This window comes from Streptomyces hokutonensis (assembly GCF_000376565.1).
GTDB lineage: Bacteria > Actinomycetota > Actinomycetes > Streptomycetales > Streptomycetaceae > Streptomyces > Streptomyces hokutonensis.
The window spans coordinates 314,705-334,610 of record NZ_BARG01000031.1 but is presented as its reverse complement, the minus strand read 5'-3'; the positions used below and the strand labels follow the sequence as shown (position 1 = coordinate 334,610).

The following is a 19,906-nucleotide window of genomic DNA, read 5'->3' as shown; positions in this document are numbered from 1 at the left end:
TTCACCGCCCGCAGTCGAGACCGGCGAGGTCGACCGCGTCGGCCATGGCCTGCATCCCCTTGTCATTGGGGTGCAGATGGTCGCCGCTGTCGAAGAAGGGCAGCATCCTTTCCTGGTCGTAGGGGCTGCGCAGGATGTGGTCGAAGTCGGTGACGGCGTCGAACTCCCCGCTGTCCTTGATGAATTGGTTCACCTCCTGGCGTACCGCCTCACCCGCCGGGTCCCATTCGGACCAGCCCTCGTACGGTCCGACCGTGGCGCCGACGACACACTTCCCGGCGGCGTGCGCACGGGCGATGATCTCGCGGTAGCCGGCGATCAGGTCCTCGGCGGTGACGCCGCTGTGGGCCTTGATGTCGTTGACCCCTTCGAACAGGAACACCGTGCGGACCCCGGGCTGCGACAGGACGTCCCGCTGCAGCCGGTTGAGGGCGTTCTGCCCGGCACCGTCCGCGAGCACCTTGTTGCCGGAGATCCCTTCGTTCGCCACTCCCTTGACGGCCGTGCCCGCGCGCTGGAGCCGTCGGGCCAGATAGTCGGGCCAGCGCCGGTTCTGGTCCGTCGTGGTCGCCCAGCCGTCCGTGATGGAGTCGCCGAGGGCGACCACGGCCCCGGTGTCCGTGCCCGCCCGTACGGTGACGGCGTCGAGGTAGTACCAGGAGCCGATGGTGTCGGTCCAGGCGGTACCGCTCTCCTCGGACGTGTGGTCGCCCTGGGTCGCGTACGACGTCTGCATGGCGAGTCCGTGACCGGTGGCGGGGCCCGCCGCGTCCGGGCTGTGGATGCTGACCACCAGGTTGGTGGCGGCGGGCAGTGTGCCGGTCAGTGGGTCGCTGTAGGCGGTCGCCCCGGCGGGGACGGTGACCGACCGTCCGCCGCCGAAGGTGAGCCGCCGGTTGGAACGGGGCACCAGTGCGGCGCCCTCCTTCTGCACGCCCGCGTAGACGCTGTCGAAGGTCACCGGCCGGTCGCCGAAGGCGTTGGAGAGCCGGATCCGCAACTCGCCGCCCGCGACACTGGTGTGCACGATCAGGCGGTAACTGCGGCCGGCCACTCCGTCGCCCATGCGGTCGGCGCTGGCTCCCCAGGTGACGACGGTGTGCGAGCTGGCCGGGGCCGTCGCCGACGTCGGGACGGTGAGCCCAGCGCCCGAGGCCGCGGTCGGCACGGTGAGCTCCGCGCCAGAGGCCGCCTCAGGGGCGAAAGGCCCGGACCGTGCCTGTGCGGGCACGGTCTGGAGAGCCACGGCCATCATCAGGAGAGCCAGCCCACGGCTTAACCGTGCCCGTCGGGCCGTCACCGCGCGAAGTCCCGCAGCGTGACCGACTCGCCCGGTGTCAGCCGCACCGTCCGGGTGGTGGTGCCGAAGGCCACTGTCGTGGTCCGGCCGTTGATGCTGCGGATCTTCACCTCGGTCGGCTTCCCGTTCTTCCAGTGGAGGTCCACGACGAAGCCGCCGCGGGCGCCGACACCGGTGACGGACCCGGACGCGGCCCACGCGTCGGGGAGGGCGGGGAGGAGTTCCAGATGCCCGGGCCGGGAGTAGAGGAGCATCTCGATCATCGCGGCGGGGGTGCCGAAGTTGGCCTCGATCTGGAAGATGCCGCGGCCCACCTCGACCTGGTAGATGTCGAAGAGGTTGGAGGCGGTGCCGTTGCTGCCGTCGGTGGACGGGCGGAGGTTGTTCACCACCAACTGGTAGGCCTTGTCGGCGTTCTTGAGCCGTGACCAGCACAGGCTGCGCCAGGCGTTGGCCCAGCCGAAGCTGTCCATGCCGCGGGCGGTGAGCAGCGCGGTGGCGCCGTCGACGATGTCCTTCGGGGTGGAGCCGTCGGGGCGGATGCGGTCACCGGGGAAGAGTCCGATGAGCGGGGACAGGTGCCGGTGGGTGGTCTCGCCGAGGTTGTCTGGGGACATCCACTCCTCCAGCCAGCCCGTCTTGGGGCTGACCACCGGGAGGTACAGCTTCTTGCGGAGTCCCGCGATCGTGCCCGCGTAGCCGGTGTCCTTCTTCAACTCGGCTGCCGCGACGCAGTAGTTGCCGAACAGCGCCCACACCAGTTCCTGGGCGTAGGTGATGCCCTTCGCGTCGAGCGGACCCTGCTCGGGCGACCAGTCGCTGTCGGCGATCAGCACCTCCTTCGAGCTGCCGGGCAGGGTCGTGGTCAGCAGCCGCGCCTCCCAGAACTCGACGGCACCCTTGAGGAGCGGGTAGATCTTCGCGAGGTGGGCGCGTGAGCCGGTGAACTCGTAGTGCTCCCAGAGGGTGTTGCTCAGCCAGGCGTTGCCGGCCGGGTGCCACCACCAACCTCCGCCGCCGTAAGGATTGGTGGAGATCGCGACGGTCCAACCGGCGTTCTTCCCGCTGGAGTTGCGGTAGCGGTTGCGGGAGTCGTTGAAGAGTCTGCGGGTGACGTCGGTCCAGTCGGGGAGCTGAGCGACGCAGTAGTCGGTGAACGCGTCGAAGCACTGGGACAGTCCGGCACGGTCTGCCATCCAGTAGTTCATTTGGATGTTGATGTCGGTGTGGTAGTCGCCCATCCAGTCGGGGTCGTTGCCGTCGAGCCAGTTCCCCTGGAGGCCCATCGGCAGACTCCCCCGGGAGCCGGCGATCATCAGGTAGCGGCCGAACTGGAGGTAGGAGGCTTCGAGTTCGGGGTCCGGCTCGCCGTCGCGGGCGCGAGCCTGGATGCGCTCCCAGGTGTCCAGGGCGCGCTGGTCGGCGGACGAGGTGCCGAGCGAGATGCCCAGCTGTCCGAACAGCGCGCTGTGGTCGGCGACATGGGTGTGGAGCAGGGTGGCCGCCGTGTGCTTGGCGGCTGCGGCGACCTTGGTGCGGGCCAGCTTCTGCGGGTCGAGGGACGGATCGCGGTAGTGGGCCGCCGCGTTGGGCGCGTAGTTGGTACCGCCGCTCAGCACGACGGTGACGTCCTTGCAGCCGGAGAAGGCGACGCGCGAGCCGTTCACCGTGACGCTGCCGCCGGTGCCGTACGCCGTGACGGCGGCGCCGTAGCGCAGGCCGTTGGCCAGGGTGCCGCCGAACGAGCGGGCGTCCGCGGCCGGTTCGCCGTGCGTGCCCGCCAGGTCGACGGTGCCGGTGTAGCGTCCGCCGCCGTTCTGGGTGAAGTGCAGGACGATCACGTCGTCGGGGCGGCTGGCGAACAGCTGGCGCTGGTACGTCACTCCGGAGCGGACGTACGAGGTGGTCGCCACGCCCTGTTCCAGGTCGAGGGTGCGGCGGTAGCCGGAGACCGCGCCCAGGTCGTGGTCGGGGATGTCGACGGTGAGCCGGGCCAGCAGGGTGAGGGAGCCGAAGTCGGCGCGGCCGTAGGGGAATTGGCCGTCCGAGTCGAGGGTGTCGTTGAGGCCGCCGGTCCACATGGTGGCGTCGGTGACGAGGAGGACCTCGTGGCCGGGGTCGTTGCTGGCCAGCGCGCCGAGGCGGCCGTTGCCGACGGGGAGGCCCTGCACGATCATCGAGCTGTCGTCGGCGGGGGCCTGCCACCACAGGGTGTTGCGTGAAGTGCCGCCGCTGTAGGTGGAGTTGGCGGGTCGCTCGGGTGCGGCCGAGGCGGTGAAGGCGGGCAGGCCCGCGAGGGCGCCGGTGGCCGCGGCGAGGGCGAGCAGATTGCGTCTGGGCAGGTCGGGCAGTGCACTGGACATGATGGGTCTCCGCAAAGGTCGGCTCAGGAGGAGGACTTGGGCACGTCGATCCGGTCGATGTCCGGTGCGTAGCTCGAACCGCTGTCGAAGGTGATGGTGTTGGCGCCCGCCTTCAGCGTCACCGGCACGCTGACCGATCCGACGGTCCCCCAGTCGCCGGTGGACGGGAACTTGTGGCTGGTGGCGCCGTTGCCGTTCGCGGAGATCGCGACCGAGCGGGAGTCGCCGCTGACGTAGGCGATCTTCACCTGGTAGGTGCCGGCCTTGGCGGCGACGACGTTGTTGATCGTGAGCTTGCCGCCGAGGTAGAGGTTGCCGACCTTGTGGGCGCCCGAACAGGCCGAGCAGTCCGCGATGTTGGCGTTGCCGCTGAGGGTGTTGGTGGTGGCCTCGGCCTCGTAGGCGGTCGAGGTGACGGCGCTGCCGTGCGGGGTGACGGTGAAGAGGCGGGAGCCGTGGGCGGGCAGGGCCTGGGTCACCTTGTTGGTGTAGGAGCCGAGGTCCTCGTGGTTCCAGAGGTCACGGACATCGGCCTTGCCGGTGAAGCCGAGGGTCGTCCAGTTCGCGGAGACGGCGGCGGGGGCGCTGGCGAGGTTGAACAGGGCGACGGTGTAAGTGCCGTTGGGGTTCTTGGCGGCCCATACCTGCTGGGCGTCGGACGGGGTGACGGGGCGGGCGGGCGGCGCGTCGCTCTGGTCCACGGCGATGACCTCACGGTTGGTGAGGAGGGAGAGGCCGTAGTCGTCGAGCCGGGTGAGGTCGTCGCCGGTGAACAGGGGGGACTTGGCGACGGCCCAGAGGGTGGCGTAGCTCTGGCGTTCCGCCTTGGTCAGGCCGTCCATCGCGCCGTTGCCGACGTCGAGGGAGTCGAGGTCGTTCCAGCCGCCGGGGCCCGCCCTGTCGGTCCAGGCGGGGGCGTCGTCCCAGCGGTCGTCGACCGAGTTCTCCCAGCTGACAAGGGTGTTGCAGTAGCACTCGACGTCGGTGTCGATGCGCCAGCCGTTGGAGTACTTCTTCCAGTCGGCGGCGTGCCCGTAGTCGAGGGACCAGGAAAGCTCCAGGTGGATGGGGCGTCCGGTGGCGGTGATGGCCTTGTTCCAGGCGGCCACGTCGGCAACGTTGTCGTATTGATCACCGCTCTTGCCCGAACCGGGGCCGACACCGTCCAGCTTGAGGAAGTCGTAGCCCCATCCTGCGATCAACTGGGCCTGGGAGTCGATGTACTTCTGGGCGCAGGGCCGCGAGAAGTCGATCTTGTACGCGCTGTCCCAGCCGTTGGTGGTGCGCAGGTCGCTGTAGACGATGTCGGCGGTGGTGCAGCCGTCGGCGTTCCAGATGGGCGTCTTCCCGTCGCCGTAGGCCCCCTTCTCCAGACCCGCGGGCAGATAGATGCCGGCCTTGAGGCCCTTGGAGTGGATGCGGTCGGCGACTGCCTTCATGCCGCTGGGAAAGCGGACCGGGTCGGCCTTCTGGCGGCCGTACTCGTCGAATCCGGACTTCCAGGTCTTGTCCATCCACCAGCCGGCGTCGATGTTGACGTGGTCGTAGCCGTACTTCTTCAGCTTGCTGGCGAGCGCGTCCGTCTGCTTGTTGACGTTCGCCTCGGTGAGGTAGCTGTAGTCGCCGTCCGGGTTGAGGCCGGGGTACTTGGACGACTGCATGCTCCAACTCGACCAGCCCATATAGGGCTTGGCCGCTACGGCAGGCGCGGTGTCCGCGTGCGCGGTGGGGAGGTGGGTGGCGAAGCCGGCGGTGAGGGCCAGGACCACCATGGCTCTCAGGGCGCGAACGGGCGTGAGGGAGTACATCGTTGGGCTCCTCGTGCGGGTCGGAGGGGGATCGTGCGGGCTAGTCGGCGGCTCGGATGAAGGACTGGATCGCGGTGGCGGCGGCCCCGCGCGCCCACTCGTCGAAGGGCAGCGGGCGGGTGCGTACGTCGCAGCGGGCGGCGGAGCCGAAGGCGGCCTCCGCGAAGGAGTCACGGATCTGCTCGGCGAACAGGTCGTAGGCGGCGAGGCCCTCACCGGAGATGATCACGCGTTCGGGGCCGAGCAGATTGGCCACGGTCGCGATGCCCCGGCCGATCGCGTCCCCGGCCCGCGCGTAGACCTCGCGCGCTCCGGCGTCGCCCCGGTGCGCGAGGGCCACGGCCTCTAAGGTGTCGGCGACCTGAACCCCCGTCACCTCGCGGACGCGGGCCACGATCGCGGCGTCCCCGGCGATCGCCTCGACGCAGCCGCGGTTGCCGCAGTGGCAGCGGGGCCCGGCGGGATCGACGACGACATGGCCGATCTCGCCCGCGACGCCGTGGGCGCCGGCGACGACCCGGCCGTGCACGACCAGTCCGCAGCCGATGCCCGCGCCGACGGTCACCACGGCGAAGTCCGTGAGTCCGGCGCCGGCGCCGAACCACTGCTCGGCGACGGTCAGCGCGCGCACGTCGTTGTCGACGGTGACCGGCAAGCCCGTTGTCATGGCGGCCAGTTCGGCGAGCGGCACGTCACGCCACTCCAGGAACGGCGAGTAGCGGACGACCCCTTCGCCGCGGTCCACGTCGCCGGAGACCGCGAGACCGAGGCCGACCACCTGGATGCCCAACTCGTCGGCCTCGGTGCGGAGTTCCTGGGCCAGGTCCGAGATCGAGGCCAACACCGCCCTGGGGTCGCGGTCGGTCAGCGGCACATGGCGGGCGACCCGGATACGGCAGCACAGGTCGGTGAGGACGCCGATGATCTCGTCGCCGGTCACCTTGACCCCGATGAACAGCGCGCGCCCGCCGTCGACCCGTACGAGGTTCGCGGGCCGCCCCAGCGCCGGGGGCGCGTCCTCGTCGGCGCCCTCCGTCAGATACCCCGCACCGATCAGCGGCCGGACCGCCTTGGTCACGGCCGCCGCCGAAAGACCGGCCCGGCGGGCCACCTCGAGCCGGGTGAGGGGGCCGTGGGACAGCACGGTCGTGAACACCTGTGAGGCGGCCGGCGTGTGGGCCGGGAACGACTCGGTGTGGGGGATCGAGCGCATGGCCGGAACCTAGATGCCTTCTTTTCCGTCGTCAATGAAAGAAGCAGGATTCGTCCGGTCCAAGTTGACGGCAGGTCTAACGGAGCCGTCCGCGGCCGGAGTCCCGTTGTCAGTGCCGGGCGGCACAATCGCCGTATGACGACGATCGATTGGTCCGAGCTGACCCACGCCTACGGCAGCGCCGAGGACATCCCCGGCCTGTTCGCGCGCCTCGGCGGTTCCGAGGACGACGCGGTGTGGCAGGAGTTGTGGGGTTCCCTGTGTCACCAGGGGTCGGTGTACGACGCGAGCTGGGCGGCGATGCCCGTGCTCGTCGACATCGCGCTGGAGCGGGCACCGGGCGGGGCGGTACAGGCGGTCACCATGGCCGGACTGATCACCACGGACCCGGACGAGGACTGCCACAAACGCTATGCGCGGGAGATAGGCCAACTGCTCGACGTCGCACGCCGGTTGCGCGCCGACCCGACGCAGGACGCGCACACCTTCGTCTATCTGCAGATGGCCGTGCTCGCCTTCGAGGGCGGCAGTGTGTGGGCCGAGGCTTTGGAGGGTGTGAACAGCGAGGAGTACGACCTCGAATGCCCCGAGTGCGAGGAGGGCCTGTACGTCGCGTTCGGTTCGTACGGCATCTTCACCTCGGCCGGCGACTACGTGACCGGCACGGGCAAGGAGGAGAACACCGAGGGGCGGACGGAGTTGATACCGGCCGCGCCCGACGCGCTCGACGGCATCGGTGCGCGACTGCACGGCGAGGCGGTCGAGTTCGGGCAGACGGAGGTCGCGACGGCCTTGACGTATGTGTTCGGGAAGGCGAGCTGCCCTTCCTGCGAGGCCGTGTTCACGGTGTCCGAGGAGGTCGAGAAGCAGTGGATCTGAGGCCGGACCTCCGGGTGCCCCGCTCGTGGCGGGACACCCGGAGGGTCATCAGCGCCTGGCCGCGGGGGTGTTGGCGACCGTTACGTTCACGGCGGCCCAGGCCTGGTCGACGGTCTGGTACGCCGTGCTGTTCGCGCCGTAGAGGTCCGCCGCCGCCTTCAGCATGGCAAGGCGCGCGTCGTGGAAGTCGGTGGTGGACACCATGTAGCGGGTCAGCGCGCGGTAGAAGATCGCCGTGGCCTTGGCGCGGCCGATGCCGGTGACGGTCGACCCGTCGTAGGTGGGCGAGTCGTAGGCGAAGCCGCCGATCGTCTTGCGTCCGCTGCCTTCGGCGAGCAGGTAGTACGCGTGCGAGGAGACACCGGAACCGGCGTGCACCTCGGCGTCGTAGGTCTGCGGTGACCAGTAGTCGATGGTGCCTTCGAGCTTGTCGAGGGAGGGGTGGTCGAGGCGGCGCAGGAACTTCTGGGCGAGGCCGAGCTTCTCGCCGATGAGGTAGTTCGGCGGGTTCTTCGCGTTGTTGGCGCTGAACTCGACGTTGGAGCCGAAGATGTCCGCGAGGGACTCGTTCAGGGAGCCCGCCTCGCCGTACTGGTTGCCGTCCGCGTCGACGCGGGTCGGCTCCAGCTCGGCGGTGGCGTCCACGACTCCGTGGGTCAGCTCGTGCCCCGTGACGTCGAGGACGACGAGCGGCTTCTTGAACATGTCGCCGTCACCGTCGCCGTAGAGCATGCAGTCGCAGGTCGAGTCCCAGAAGGCGTTGGCCACCTTCTTGCCGAAGTGGACCATGCCGCGGGCGGCCTTGCCGTCGTTGGCTATGCCCTTGCGGCCGAAGGTCTTCTTGTAGAAGTCGAGGGTCTTGGTGATGCCGTACTGGGCGTCGACGGCGGCGCTGTCGCGATGCGAGACGGTGCCGTTGCCCCACTTGTCGGTGGTGCTGGTGAACGCCTTGCCGCGCGCGAAGCTCTCCAGTTCCTGCCCCTTGGCGTCGCGGGTCTCGGTGCCCCAGCGGGTGGGGTCCTTGAGGAGGTAACTGGTGCGTGCCGTCTGGGTGGTGGTCAGCGGCACCTTGCCGACGAAGAGGGAGGTGCCGGTGCCCGAGGCGGTGACCGGGTAGTGGGCCGCGCGGGCCGCGCCGGCCGCGGTGAGCGCGGTCGCCCGGGTGGCGGTGCCGGTGGCGGGGTTCAGGGTCTCGCCGCGCTCGCGCAGGGTGTCGAGCAGTTCGGGTGAGAGGAACTCGTCGCTGTCGGGGGTGTTGCTGCGGACCTTGCCCGTCACGGCGTCGATGACGACGGTGCGGGTGCCGGTGGCCTCGGTGGTGTCGCTGTCGCTGACGGGAACCTGGTAGGCGAGGGCGGCCCGGCCGTCGCGGGCGTCGACCACGAGGTGGGCGGTGCCCGCGTCGCCCTTGGTGACCGCGGCCGCCTTCGTCTCGGCCTCCGCCGCAGTCAGTTCGGGGCGGGTGGTGGCGGGTTCGACGCTGTGGTCGGCCGCCCTGGTGACGCCGGTGTAGGCCAGTTGGCGGGACAGGTGGACGACGAGGTCGCCGCCGAGGACCGGCATGCCCCGGTGCGTGCGGATGAACCGGACATGGCGTGCGCCCTCGGGGTCGATCATCACGTCCTTGGCCCGGAGTCCGTCGCCGGGGACGACTCCGGTCGCCGTCGCGTGCGCGAAGGCGGCAGCACGCGCGGCGGTGACGACGGACGCGGCGGTCGTGCCGGTGGCCGCCACCGCGCGGTCCGTCCCCGTGGCCGGTCCCGCGAACGCCGTTCCGGCCAGCCCCGTGGCGGCTGTCGTCACGGCGACGGCGACGGCCAGGCCGCGTATGTGGGGTCCACGCATGAGTGAGGGCTCCTCGCTTCGAGACGGTTGGGATCGCCAACCGCCTTGAGACCGGGCGCGGTTGAGAGCGCCCAGGGGGCTGGTCGGGCCCCGAGGCGAAACCCTTATGGATCAGTCATGTGCATGTAAAGCCGAAATGAACGGTTTTCGTGACTTTCACGGCAATACTTTGCAAATCCGCGTCGCCCAGTGATCAGCGAGTGACCAACTGTGCGTCAGCTGTGGAGATGTGACGGGCCGCGAGAAGGTTGCCTCGCGCGACTGTGACCGATCTCGCACACAAGAGAAACGGGAGAGAACCGGATGGTCTCAAGAACGGTGCTCAGGGCCACTGCGTCGGCAGCGGCACTGCTGACGCTCACAGCGGTACCGGCGCATGCCGCGACCCACGGGTCGGACACCACGAGAGCCGGCAGCACGGCCGCGCTTCCGGCCCCCGACATGGCGGGCCTGCGTGCCGTGCTGCGCACCCTGACGACACAGGGCGCACCCGGGGCGATCGCCCGGATCGACGACCGCGGAACCGTCCGCACGGCCGCCGCGGGCATCGGCGACCGCACGACACGCCGGGCCATCGACAACGCCGACCGCTTCCGCATCGGCAGCGTCACCAAGTCGTTCTCCGCCGTCGTCCTGCTCCAACTCGTCGATGCGCACAAGCTCGACCTGGACGCCTCGGTCGACCGCTATCTGCCCGGCCTGCTCCCCGACAAGCGGATCACCGTGCGCCATCTGCTGAGCCACCGCAGCGGTCTGTACGACTACACCAACTCCATGTTCGCCAGCTCGGTCTCCGGCTTCGAGGCCGTACGCGACAAGGTCTTCACCTACCGGCAGTTGGTGCGGCTGTCCCTGAAGCATCCGCGCACCAACGCGCCGGGCGCCGCCTACTCGTACTCGAACACCAACTTCGTGGTCGCCGGGATGCTCATCGAGAAGCTGACCGGCCACTCCGTGGGAACCGCGTACCGCGACCGCATCATCAAGCCGCTCAAGCTGCGCGACACCCTCTACGTCCACCCGGACACGAAGATCCCGGGCCGCCACGCCCGCGGCTACCTCACCCAGGACCGCGCGGGCGCGAAACCGGTAGACGCGACCGACCAGACGGTGTCCTGGGCGCAGAGCGCGGGCGCGCTCATCTCCACCACCCACGACCTGAACACCTTCTTCTCCGCCCTCCTCTCCGGCAGGCTCACCTCCGCCGCCGCGCTCGCACAGATGGAGCGGTGGACTCCGGTCAACAGCACGACGCGCTACGGCCTCGGGCTGCGGCGGCGCGATCTGTCCTGCGGTGTCTCCGTGTACGGCCACACGGGCGCGGTCCAGGGTTTCTACACCTACTCCTTCACCTCGAAGGACGGCCGCCGCAGTCTCACCGCGCTGGCCAACACCTCCAACAACGGCACGGTGCTGAACACGCTGGCGGGCACCCTGGAGTCCGCGTTCTGCGGCAAGCGCACGAGGACGCTCGAGGGTTCACCGCTGACCGGCCGGGGGTCGTACGTCACCGAACGGCACACGGCCTACGAGGACATCGCGCCGGAGATCGCCCGGGACTGAACGCGCCGCGCGGTGGGTGCCGGGCGGCCTCGCGCACCGGCACCCACCGCGCCCTGCGGGAACCCTCCTGCCGTGACGGGACGTTGAGTGGAGGACGAACTCCCCCACCGGGCACTTCCCCGGGCACGAACAGCGAGGGCGGTGCCATGAACGAGCTGGTGCCGGGCGGCAATCTGCCCCTACCGGGCGGTGCCATGACCTTGCGGGTGCCCGGCCCGTTCGACGTGTCGGCGTTGATCACGGACGAGAGCGGCAAGGTCGGCGGTGACGCGGACTTCGTGTTCTACAACCAGCCGACCGTGACCGGAGCCCGCCTCCAGGGAGACACCCTGACCGTCGACCCGGCCCGGCTCCGCGCCGGCGCCGCCCGGGTCACCGTCGTCGTCAGCCCCGCCGACCCCGGCACACCGCTGGGCCGGCTGCCCGTACCCACCCTCCATGTCGCGGACGCGGGCAGCCGTCCGCTCGCCCGCTTCACCCCGGCCCGCCCCCAGCGGGAGACCGTCCTGCTCCTCGCCGAGCTCTACCGACGCGGCACGGGCTGGAAGCTGCGCGCACTGGGACAGGGGTACGCCGACGGACTCGCGGGCATCGCACGGGACTTCGGCGTGGACATCGTCGAGGACACGGCTCCCGCTCCCACCCCTGTCGGCGCCGCACGAGGTGGGGGCTCCCCCAACTCCCCGGTGCCCGACCCGACCGGCTTCCTCGCCCTCGTCAACTCGTCCCGCGCCCAAGCCGGTTCACCGCCCGTCACGTTCGACCCACGGCTCGCCTCGGCCGCGCAGGCCCACGTCACCGACATGGCCGCCGCCGGGCACCTCGGCACGGAGAGCCGGGACGGCACCTCCGTGTACCAGCGGGTGATCCGTACCGGGTACGCCTATCTCACCGTCGGCGAGCACCTGGTCTCCGGTCCGCGCACCCCCGCCGAGTTCGTCGACTACTGCCTCCGCACCGAGCAGGCCCGCCGGACACTGCTCGAACGCGTCTTCACGCACGCGGGCCTCGCCCAGGCCGTCGATCCCCGCTCGGGCGACATCTACTGGACGGCGCTGTGGGCGAGGCCGCTCACCGAACGCAATCTGGCCGGGACGGCGGACAAGGTCGTGGAGCTGACCAACGCGGAGCGGGCCGGGGCCGGGCTGCGGCCCCTCGCCGTGGACCCGCTGCTCGCCGCCGCCGCGCAGGCGCACAGCACGGACATGGTGGCCCGGGCCTTCTATTCGCACACCTCCCCCGACGGCTCCCAGCCCTGGGACCGGGCCGCCGCCGCGGGCTCGCGCAGGCGCACGATCGGCGAGAACATCGCGTGCGGTCAGCGCTCCCCCGCCGAGGTCGTGGAGGGCTGGATGAACAGCCCCGGCCATCGCGCCAACATCCTCAAGCCGGACTTCACCCACATAGGCATCGGCTTCGCGGGCGGTGGACAGATGGGGACGTACTGGACGCAACTCTTCGGCGCCTGACCACACGGCAGGGTCAACCCCTCCACGATCTTGGCGGAATGAGATCTTCCGGGCCAGGATGCCCGCATGAAGGGTGATCTGTTTTCCAGTGAGCACATGGTGCAGCCGGCCACCGCGCCGGGCATGACCGTGGAGAATGCCAAGTGCATCAAGTACGCGGTCAACGGCGAGATGCTCGCCCGCCAGGGGGCGATGATCGCCTACCGCGGCAACCTCCAGTTCGAGCGCAAGGGCCAGGGCGTGGGCGGCATGCTCAAGCGCGCGGTCACCGGTGAGGGCCTGCCGCTGATGGCGGTGCGCGGCCAGGGAGAGGCATGGTTCGCGCACGAGGCGCAGAACTGCTTCGTGGTCGAGATCGACCCCGGCGACGAGTTCACCGTCAACGGCCGCAACGTCCTGTGTTTCGACGCCTCGTTGTCGTACGCGATCAAGACGGTGAAGGGGTCCGGCATCGCGGGCGGCGGCCTGTTCAACAGCGTCTTCACCGGGCAGGGCAGGCTGGGTCTGGTCTGCGAGGGCAACCCGCTGGTCATACCCGTCTCGCCGCAGTACCCGGTGTTCGTCGACACGGACGCGGTGGTCGGCTGGTCGGCCAACCTCCAGACCTCGCTGCACCGTTCGCAGTCCATCGGGTCGATGCTGCGGGGCGGCTCGGGCGAGGCCGTCCAACTCATGCTCCAGGGCGAGGGGTTCGTCGTCGTACGGCCCAGCGAGGTGACTCCGCAGAAGGCGCAGCAGCACTGAGGTCCGGCGAGTGATCTGCGCCGCACAGGCAACCTCGCCGACCGCGTCGACGTCTTGATCCGCAACAGCAGATGACGCCCTGGCCCCCACGGCCAGGGCTGATTTTCGACGCTCTATACACGCCATGTATACACACAGTGTCTACATGTGGTGTATACGGACCGAAAGGCATCGATGTACGGCAAGGCATTCGCTCCGGAGTACCAGGGCGCCCTCACCACCCTGTCCGTGAACTCCTCTCTGGTCGACGTACTGGCCGCCGGCACCGAGCAGTTGGCGGCGGCCGAGCGCTCGGGGCAGCGCGGCGAGGCGGCCCGCTCGGGGCTCGCGGTCGCCGAGGCGCACCGGCGGCTCGGGCAGGTTCGGGAGGCCGACGGGGCGTGGAAGGCGAGTTACCGCGCGGCCCGCGAGGCCGGGGACACGGCCGCGATGGCCTGGGCCCTGTGGAGCGGCGGCACCCTGGCCCGCCAGCGCGGCGCCTTCCCGCTGGCCCGGCGGCTGCTCGGGCTCGCGGCCGAACTCGGCGAGCGCGGCGGCGACATCGTCGTACGGGGATACTCACTGGCGGGGCTCGCCGAGACCGGCCGCATCCAGGGCGACTACGAGGCCGTGGCGCGGCTGCACGAACAGTTGCTGGCCGAGGCCCGCAAGCGCGGCGAGGCCCGGCACACGGTGTGGGCGCTGGAGGGCATCGCACAGATCCATCGCAACAGGGGTTCCTACGACACGGCGTACGCGATGTTCGAGGAGGCGGCCGCGATCGCGGCGGGAGCCGACGACCGGCGCGGGCACGCCTGGGCGCTGCGCGGACTCGCCGACATCGTCTCGGTGCGTGACCGGGACCCCGAGCGGGCACTCGGCCTGCTGTCCGAGGCCGAGGAGAGCTGTCGTGCCATGAATCTGTCCAGCGCGCTCGCGTACAACCACAAGATGCGCGGCAACGTCCTGTACCGCGCCGGGCGTTACGCCGAGGCGCGGGACCTCTACGAGCAGGCGCTCGGCGAGTTCCGCGCGATGAGCGAACCGCGCGGCGAGGCACTCTCACGGCTCGGCCTGGCCAAGTCACTGGCCCGCCTGGGCCGCGACAGTGCCGAGACGGCGGCCGAACTGGCTGACCTGGCACGGGTGTTGGAGGCCATAGGGCTGCGGCACGCGCGCGAGATGGTGGCCCGGGCGCAGGACGAGCTGGGCATCACGGTGGAGGTCGCACGGTGACGGCGCTCCCCTCGGTCGTAGCGGCACCGACCGCACCCCAAGTCCTCGACCGCTGTCGCGAGTTGGTGCACCCCGCGCTGAAGGAGGCGGTCGGGCGGCTGCATCCGTGGCTGGGCGAGATGGCGGCCTACTCGTTCGGCTGGTGCGAGGTGGGCGGTACGCCCGTCGTCGCGCCGGGCGGCAAGGGCCTGCGGCAGGCCCTCGCCGTCCTCGGCGCGGAAGCCGCCGGTGCGCCCGGGCGGGCCGGGATCGCCGCCGCCGTGGCAGTGGAGCTGGTGCACACCTTCTCACTGCTGCACGACGACATCATGGACGGCGACGAGACCCGGCGCCGCCGCCGCACGGTGTGGAAGGCATACGGCACGGGACCGGCCGTTCTCGCGGGCGACGCCCTGTTCGCGCTGGCCGTGGAGACGCTCGCCGCAGTCCCGGACGGCGCGGACGGTTTGCGCCTGCTGTCCACGGCGCTCGGCGACCTGGTGCACGGACAGGCGGACGACCTGCTGTTCGCGGCACGCCCCTGGACGGGTCCACAGCGGGTGCGTCCCGACGAGTACCGGGCGATGGCCGAGGGCAAGACCGGTGCGCTGCTGGGTTGTTCGGCCGCGCTCGGTGCCGTACTCGGCGGGGCGCCCCCCGCGACGGTCGCCGCGCTGGACCGGGCGGGACGGCATCTGGGCATCGCCTTCCAGCTGGTCGACGACGTCCTGGGGATCTGGGGCGACCCGGCCGTGACCGGCAAGCCCGTGCACGGCGATCTGCGGGAGCGCAAGAAGACCTTCCCGGTGCTGACCGCGCTCTCCGCCCCCGGCGCCCGGTACCTCGCCACACTGCTGGAATCGGGTGCCGAACCCGTCGTGACCGCCGGGCTGATCGAGGAGGCCGGTGGCCGTACGGCGACGCTGGCGGAGGCCCGCCGGCACATCGCCGCCGCGGAGACGGCTCTCGCCGGTGTTCCCCTGGCGGCCGGGCCGGTGGACGAGCTGCAGTCCCTGCTGGAGTTCCTGGTGCGCCGCGAGCTCTGAATCGTGTTGACCTGCGGGTCCCTCCCGAGTCAGGGTCGGAGGCGGCGCGGGGCACCTGTCCCCGAGCCGGAAGGATGACTGCCTTGATCGGCATCTCGGACATCGAAGCCGCCGCCGAGCGGATCGCCGGACACGTCGTACGCACCCCGACCGTGGAGAGTCCGGGCCTCTCGGAGCTGCTCGGTGTCCCGGTCACGACGAAGCTGGAGCTGTTGCAGCGCACGGGTTCCTTCAAGGCGCGCGGTGCCACGGCCAAGCTGCTCTCGCTCGGCGAGGAGGAGTTGGCGGCCGGGGTGGTGGCGGTCAGCGGCGGCAACCACGGGATCGCGCTCGCGGTCATGGCGGCGGCGCTGGACGTGAAGGCCACGGTGGTGATGCCGCGTTCGGCGCCGGCGCGGTCCGTGGCGCTGGTGGAGGCGGCGGGCGCGTCGCTGCGGCTGACCGACGACATGCCGAGCGCGTTCGCGCTGGTGAACCGGTTGCGGGACGAGGGACTGACCCTCGTCCACCCGTTCGACGACCCGGTGGTGATCGCCGGACAGGGCACCGTGGGGCTGGAGTTCGCGGAGGACGCCGGTGAACTCACCGACGTCCTGGTCAGCATCGGCGGCGGTGGACTGATCGCCGGGGTCGCCGCCGCCCTGCACGCGCGGCGGCCCGGGATCCGGGTCTGGGGTGTGGAGACCGAGGGCGCCGAGGCCATGTCCGCAGCGCTCGCGGCCGGCGGCCCGGTGCCGGTCGCGCCGTCCTCGATCGTGACCACGCTCAGCGCGCCGGCCGTGTCGCAGCTGACGTACGACCATGTGTCGGCCCTGGTCACCGAGGTGTTGACCGTCTCCGACCAGGACGCCGTACGGGGCTGTCTCGACCTCGCCGAGCACGGCAAGGTGTGGACCGAGCCGGCCGCGGGCTGTCTGCTGCCCGCCGCCCGGCAGGTCCTCGACCGGGTCGGCGACGGCGCGCGGCTCGGGCTGGTGGTGTGCGGGGGCAACGCGACGGCCGGGGAGATCGCGGACTGGTCGGAGCGCTTCGGGCTGCGCTGACCTGCCGCTGACGGCATGGGCGATGCCGACTTCCCGTGCGAGGGACCCCGTTCCGGACCCCGCGCGGGAAGGCTTGTCGCACATCTAGCCGTACCGACTAGTCGGTACTACGCTCCGCCGGACGGAAAGGCCCCCAGCTTCCCGCCGCTCACCCTGTCCCCAGCAGCTCCAAAGGGAGTCGTATGTCTTCCGCTTCCGCACCCTTTGACACGAGTAACCCGGGTACCGACGCGCCCGGCGCCGGCTCCCGTGGCGCGCTCGCCCGGCTGTACCGCCGCGATCTGCCGGCGTATCCGGCCACCGGGCGACGCATGTCGTATCTGGCGATCGTGGTGGTCACGACCGTCGTGCTCTACTACATGCTCTACATCCAGTACGCGGTGGCGACGTCGATCATCACGCACTTCGACATGACCTACCGCTACTTCGTGTGGGTCTCGGTCATCGGTAACGCCTTCGGGGCCTTCGCCTCCCTCGTGGCCGGCCTCGCGGACCGCTGGGGACGGGCGAACCTCGTGGTCTACGGACTGCTGATCGCAGCGCTCCTGGTCTTCATCGGACTGCCCAACGCGTCCGACAAGACGGCGTACTTGGTGCTGTTCGCCGTCGTCAGCGTCATCGAGGGCATCGTGCTGGTCGCGACCCCGGCGCTGATACGGGACTTCTCACCGCAGCTCGGCCGCGCCACCGCGATGGGCTACTGGACGATGGGCCCGGTCATCGGCAGCCTGGTCGTCACCTCGGTGACCAGCAGCACCCTCGACTCCGCCACCTGGCAGGACGAGCTGCGGTACTCCGGGGCGGCCGGGCTGGTCGTGTTCGTCGTCGCCCTGTTCGCCCTGCGCGAGCTGTCGCCCGGGCTGCGCGACCAGATCATGGTGAGCCTGCGGGACCGGGCCCTGGTCGAGGCCCGCGCCAAGGGACTGGACACCGAGGCGGTACGGCGCGGCGAGTGGCGCCAGATGCTGCGCCTGGACATCCTCGGCTCCGCCTTCGCGATCGCGGTCTTCCTGCTCCTCTACTACGCCGCCGTCGGCAACTTCGTCGTCTACTTCTCGACCACCTTCGGCTACAGCGAGCAGCGCACCAACGGCCTGGCCAACTGGTACTGGGCCGCGAACGCCCTCGCGCTGATCGTGGCCGGCCTGCTCTCGGACCGGCTGCTGGTGCGCAAGCCCTTCATGATCGTCGGCGGGATCGGCGCCGTGGTGGCGACCGCGTTCTTCGCCTCCCTGGCCACCCACCCGACGACCGGCTACTACACCTTCGCCTGGCTGTTCGTCGCGATCGGTGTCTTCAGCGGAATCGCCTACGCCCCCTGGATGGCGAGCTTCACCGAGACCGTGGAGAAGCGCAATCCGGCCGCGACCGCCGCGGGCCTCGCGGTCTGGGGCTGGACGGTACGGATCGTGGTCGCCGTGTCGGCGGCGTTCATCCCGGTACTCGTCACCTCGGTCACCCCGCTGGTCGAACACGGCGCCGAGGTCGCGGTCGCACAGAAGCAGGCCGCCCCGGCGCTGGCCATCGTCGGCGCGCACCCCCAGCTCTTCGCCGAACTGGGCAAGTACACGCCGACCACCACACCCCCCGCCCTGGCCGCCCAGGCGGTCAAGGAGGTCGGCCCCGCCGACCTGGCCGTCGTACAGAAGGCCCAGCCGCAGCTCAAGGTGCTCAAGGAGTACGGCCCGAAGGTGCAGAAGGCCGCGAAGGACGGTCCCGGCGAGTGGCGCACCTGGTGGTGGATCTGCGTGGGCGGCCAACTCCTCTTCCTGCCCTTCGTGTTCGTGATGGCCGGCCGCTGGAGCCCGAAGAAGGCGCGCGAGGATGCGCAGGCCCACCAGGACGCCGTCGACCGCGAACTGGCGGCGCTCGCGGTGAGCGAGGCCTGACCGGAGCACGGCCCGGAGCCGCGGCGTGAGTGTGACGGCTCCGCCGCGGCCCGCATGTCCGGCACAACGCTAGGCAGCGCTTCTGTTGGTGCCGTAGTCCGGCAAGGTGACGCCGACCGTCTTGAGCTGGGTGTACTCGTAGAGGGCAGCGACGCCCTTCTCCCGGCCGATGCCGCTCGTCTTGTAGCCGCCGAACGGTGTCTCGACGCCCATCACCCCACCGTTGACGGCGACTTGGCCGGCCTCGATGCGATGGGCGAGGGCCATTCCCCGGGCGGCGTCCCCGCTCCACACGGCGGCGGCCAGGCCGTACTCGGTGGCGTTGGCCAGGGTGACGGCCTCGTCCTCGGTGTCGAACGGCATGGCGACCAGCACCGGTCCGAAGACCTCCTCCCGGGCCACTTGCATGTCGGGCTTGACGTCGGTGAGGACGGTCGGCTGGACATAGAGCCCCCGCTCGGGCACCCCGTCCTCGTACTTGTGCCCGCCGACGGCGGCGCGGGCGCCCTCCTGCCGTGCGGTGGCCAGCATGGCGAGCACCTTGTCGAACTGGGGGGACGTGACGATCGGGCCGAAGTCCTCACCGGGCCGCTTGCCGTCCAGGATCGCGCCGATACGACGTACCAGCTCGTCCTGCACGCCGCGCTCGACCAGCAGCCGGGTGGTCGCGGAGCAGACCTGTCCGGAGTTGATGAGGACGGCCATCGCCGCGGCCCGCGCGGCGGCGTCGAGGTCGGCGTCGGCGAAGACCAGGATCGGGCTCTTGCCGCCCAGTTCGAGGCCCACCGGAATGACGCGCTCGGCGGCGATCCGCCCGATCGCCCGGCCGGTGGCGACCGAGCCGGTGAAGCCGATGCGGCGCACGAGGGGGTGCGAGACCAGCGGGACGCCGACGGTGGACCCGAGTCCGGTGACGATGTTGAGGACGCCGTCGGGCAGCCCGGCCTCCGCGGCGATCCGGCCCAGCTCCAGGGAGGTCGTCGAGGTGAATTCGCTCGGCTTGAGCACGACCGTGTTGCCGGCCGCCAGCGCAGGTGCGATGCCGCGGGAGCCCTGGTTGAGAGGGCCGTTCCATGGAGTGATGACGGCGACGACGCCGTAGGGCTCGTGCCGGGTGTACGTCAGGTTCCGCGGGCCCTGGTCGATCGTGTCGCCGGCGAGGGTGCGCACGATGGAGCCGTAGTACTCGAAGTAGTCGGCGGCGATGAGCAGTTCCATCCGGGCGGGCACGGGCAGTTTGCCGCCCTCGGCGCATTCCAGCTCGACGAGCCGGTCGATGTTCCCGCGTAGGCCGGCCGCGATGGAGGTGAGGACCCGGGAACGTTCCGTGGTGGTCGTACGCCCCCAGGCGGGCTGGGCCCGGTGCGCGGCGGTGACGGCCCGCTCGACGTCCTCGGCGGAGCCGTCGGCGATGCGGGACACGAGTTCGCCGTCGTGGGGACTGGTGGAGTCGAGGTGGCGGCCCGAGACGGGTGGCACCGGGTGGCCGTCGATCCAGTGCTCGAACTGCGGGACGGTGGTGCTCATGACGTTCTCCGTTCTCCGTTCTT

14 protein-coding genes are annotated in these 19,906 nt (G+C 70.6%); 8 read left to right on the top strand and 6 right to left on the bottom strand.

Features of this window, described 5'->3' with window-relative positions; all coding sequences use genetic code 11:
- Position 1: 1 nt before the first annotated feature.
- The 4 genes from SSP08S_RS19075 to SSP08S_RS19060 are packed head-to-tail and all read right to left on the bottom strand — an operon-like array spanning position 2 to position 6,684.
- Complete coding sequence (locus SSP08S_RS19075; RefSeq protein ID WP_026178633.1) at positions 2–1,300, bottom strand: SGNH/GDSL hydrolase family protein; 1,299 nt, start codon at positions 1,298–1,300, stop codon at positions 2–4.
- On the bottom strand, positions 1,297–3,663 hold the full coding sequence (locus SSP08S_RS19070; RefSeq protein WP_019069214.1) for a glycosyl hydrolase family 95 catalytic domain-containing protein: 2,367 nt from the start codon (positions 3,661–3,663) through the stop codon (positions 1,297–1,299). Before SSP08S_RS19070 ends, SSP08S_RS19075 begins: the two co-directional genes overlap by 4 nt.
- Before the next feature lie 23 nt (positions 3,664–3,686).
- Positions 3,687–5,471: an alpha-galactosidase D gene (locus SSP08S_RS19065; RefSeq protein ID WP_019069213.1), complete on the bottom strand. Its 1,785-nt coding sequence runs from the start codon at positions 5,469–5,471 to the stop codon at positions 3,687–3,689.
- Between the two features lie 40 nt (positions 5,472–5,511).
- Positions 5,512–6,684, bottom strand: coding sequence for an ROK family transcriptional regulator (locus SSP08S_RS19060; RefSeq protein ID WP_019069212.1), 1,173 nt, complete (start codon positions 6,682–6,684; stop codon positions 5,512–5,514).
- 135 nt (positions 6,685–6,819) lie between these two features.
- Between SSP08S_RS19060 and SSP08S_RS19055 the strand changes: the two genes are divergently transcribed.
- A complete protein-coding gene (locus SSP08S_RS19055; RefSeq protein WP_026178632.1) occupies positions 6,820–7,563 on the top strand; it encodes a hypothetical protein in 744 nt (247 codons plus the stop codon).
- Between the two features lie 48 nt (positions 7,564–7,611).
- On the opposite strand, the gene SSP08S_RS19050 is transcribed toward SSP08S_RS19055, so the two are convergent.
- On the bottom strand, positions 7,612–9,408 hold the full coding sequence (locus tag SSP08S_RS19050; protein ID WP_019069211.1) for a M4 family metallopeptidase: 1,797 nt from the start codon (positions 9,406–9,408) through the stop codon (positions 7,612–7,614).
- Between the two features lie 303 nt (positions 9,409–9,711).
- Between SSP08S_RS19050 and SSP08S_RS19045 the strand changes: the two genes are divergently transcribed.
- The 7 genes from SSP08S_RS19045 (at position 9,712) to SSP08S_RS19015 (ending at position 18,356) form a co-directional block, all read left to right on the top strand.
- Positions 9,712–10,971 (top strand): serine hydrolase domain-containing protein, encoded by a 1,260-nt coding sequence (locus SSP08S_RS19045; protein WP_026178631.1) that lies wholly within the window; start codon positions 9,712–9,714, stop codon positions 10,969–10,971.
- A gap of 146 nt (positions 10,972–11,117) precedes the next feature.
- On the top strand, positions 11,118–12,440 hold the full coding sequence (locus SSP08S_RS19040) for a CAP domain-containing protein (protein WP_019069209.1): 1,323 nt from the start codon (positions 11,118–11,120) through the stop codon (positions 12,438–12,440).
- Positions 12,441–12,506: 66 nt separating this feature from the next.
- A complete protein-coding gene (locus SSP08S_RS19035) occupies positions 12,507–13,184 on the top strand; it encodes an AIM24 family protein (RefSeq protein ID WP_019069208.1) in 678 nt (225 codons plus the stop codon).
- 174 nt (positions 13,185–13,358) lie between these two features.
- Complete coding sequence (locus tag SSP08S_RS19030) at positions 13,359–14,399, top strand: tetratricopeptide repeat protein (protein WP_019069207.1); 1,041 nt, start codon at positions 13,359–13,361, stop codon at positions 14,397–14,399.
- Positions 14,396–15,424: a polyprenyl synthetase family protein gene (locus SSP08S_RS19025; protein WP_019069206.1), complete on the top strand. Its 1,029-nt coding sequence runs from the start codon at positions 14,396–14,398 to the stop codon at positions 15,422–15,424. The genes SSP08S_RS19030 and SSP08S_RS19025 overlap by 4 nt, the downstream gene beginning before the upstream one ends.
- Positions 15,425–15,507: 83 nt before the next feature.
- Positions 15,508–16,467, top strand: a complete 960-nt coding sequence (locus SSP08S_RS19020; RefSeq protein ID WP_019069205.1) for a threonine/serine dehydratase family protein — start codon at positions 15,508–15,510, stop codon at positions 16,465–16,467.
- A 182-nt stretch (positions 16,468–16,649) separates the two neighbouring features.
- The gene (locus SSP08S_RS19015) at positions 16,650–18,356 is read left to right on the top strand and encodes an MFS transporter (protein WP_019069204.1); all 1,707 of its coding nucleotides are present in this window, start codon (positions 16,650–16,652) and stop codon (positions 18,354–18,356) included.
- A 69-nt stretch (positions 18,357–18,425) separates the two neighbouring features.
- On the opposite strand, the gene SSP08S_RS19010 is transcribed toward SSP08S_RS19015, so the two are convergent.
- Complete coding sequence (locus SSP08S_RS19010; protein ID WP_019069203.1) at positions 18,426–19,883, bottom strand: aldehyde dehydrogenase family protein; 1,458 nt, start codon at positions 19,881–19,883, stop codon at positions 18,426–18,428.
- Positions 19,884–19,906: the final 23 nt, after the last annotated feature.

Bases quoted from the DNA above. Each gene is read 5' to 3' on its own strand.
- SSP08S_RS19070 (WP_019069214.1), bottom strand. From the start codon at position 3,663: ATGTCCAGTGCACTGCCCGACCTGCCCAGACGCAATCTGCTCGCCCTC.
- SSP08S_RS19065 (WP_019069213.1), bottom strand. From the start codon at position 5,471: ATGTACTCCCTCACGCCCGTTCGCGCCCTGAGAGCCATGGTGGTCCTG.
- SSP08S_RS19060 (WP_019069212.1), bottom strand. From the start codon at position 6,684: ATGCGCTCGATCCCCCACACCGAGTCGTTCCCGGCCCACACGCCGGCC.
- SSP08S_RS19055 (WP_026178632.1), top strand. From the start codon at position 6,820: ATGACGACGATCGATTGGTCCGAGCTGACCCACGCCTACGGCAGCGCC.
- SSP08S_RS19050 (WP_019069211.1), bottom strand. From the start codon at position 9,408: ATGCGTGGACCCCACATACGCGGCCTGGCCGTCGCCGTCGCCGTGACG.
- SSP08S_RS19045 (WP_026178631.1), top strand. From the start codon at position 9,712: ATGGTCTCAAGAACGGTGCTCAGGGCCACTGCGTCGGCAGCGGCACTG.
- SSP08S_RS19040 (WP_019069209.1), top strand. From the start codon at position 11,118: ATGAACGAGCTGGTGCCGGGCGGCAATCTGCCCCTACCGGGCGGTGCC.
- SSP08S_RS19035 (WP_019069208.1), top strand. From the start codon at position 12,507: ATGAAGGGTGATCTGTTTTCCAGTGAGCACATGGTGCAGCCGGCCACC.
- SSP08S_RS19030 (WP_019069207.1), top strand. From the start codon at position 13,359: ATGTACGGCAAGGCATTCGCTCCGGAGTACCAGGGCGCCCTCACCACC.
- SSP08S_RS19015 (WP_019069204.1), top strand. From the start codon at position 16,650: ATGTCTTCCGCTTCCGCACCCTTTGACACGAGTAACCCGGGTACCGAC.
- SSP08S_RS19010 (WP_019069203.1), bottom strand. From the start codon at position 19,883: ATGAGCACCACCGTCCCGCAGTTCGAGCACTGGATCGACGGCCACCCG.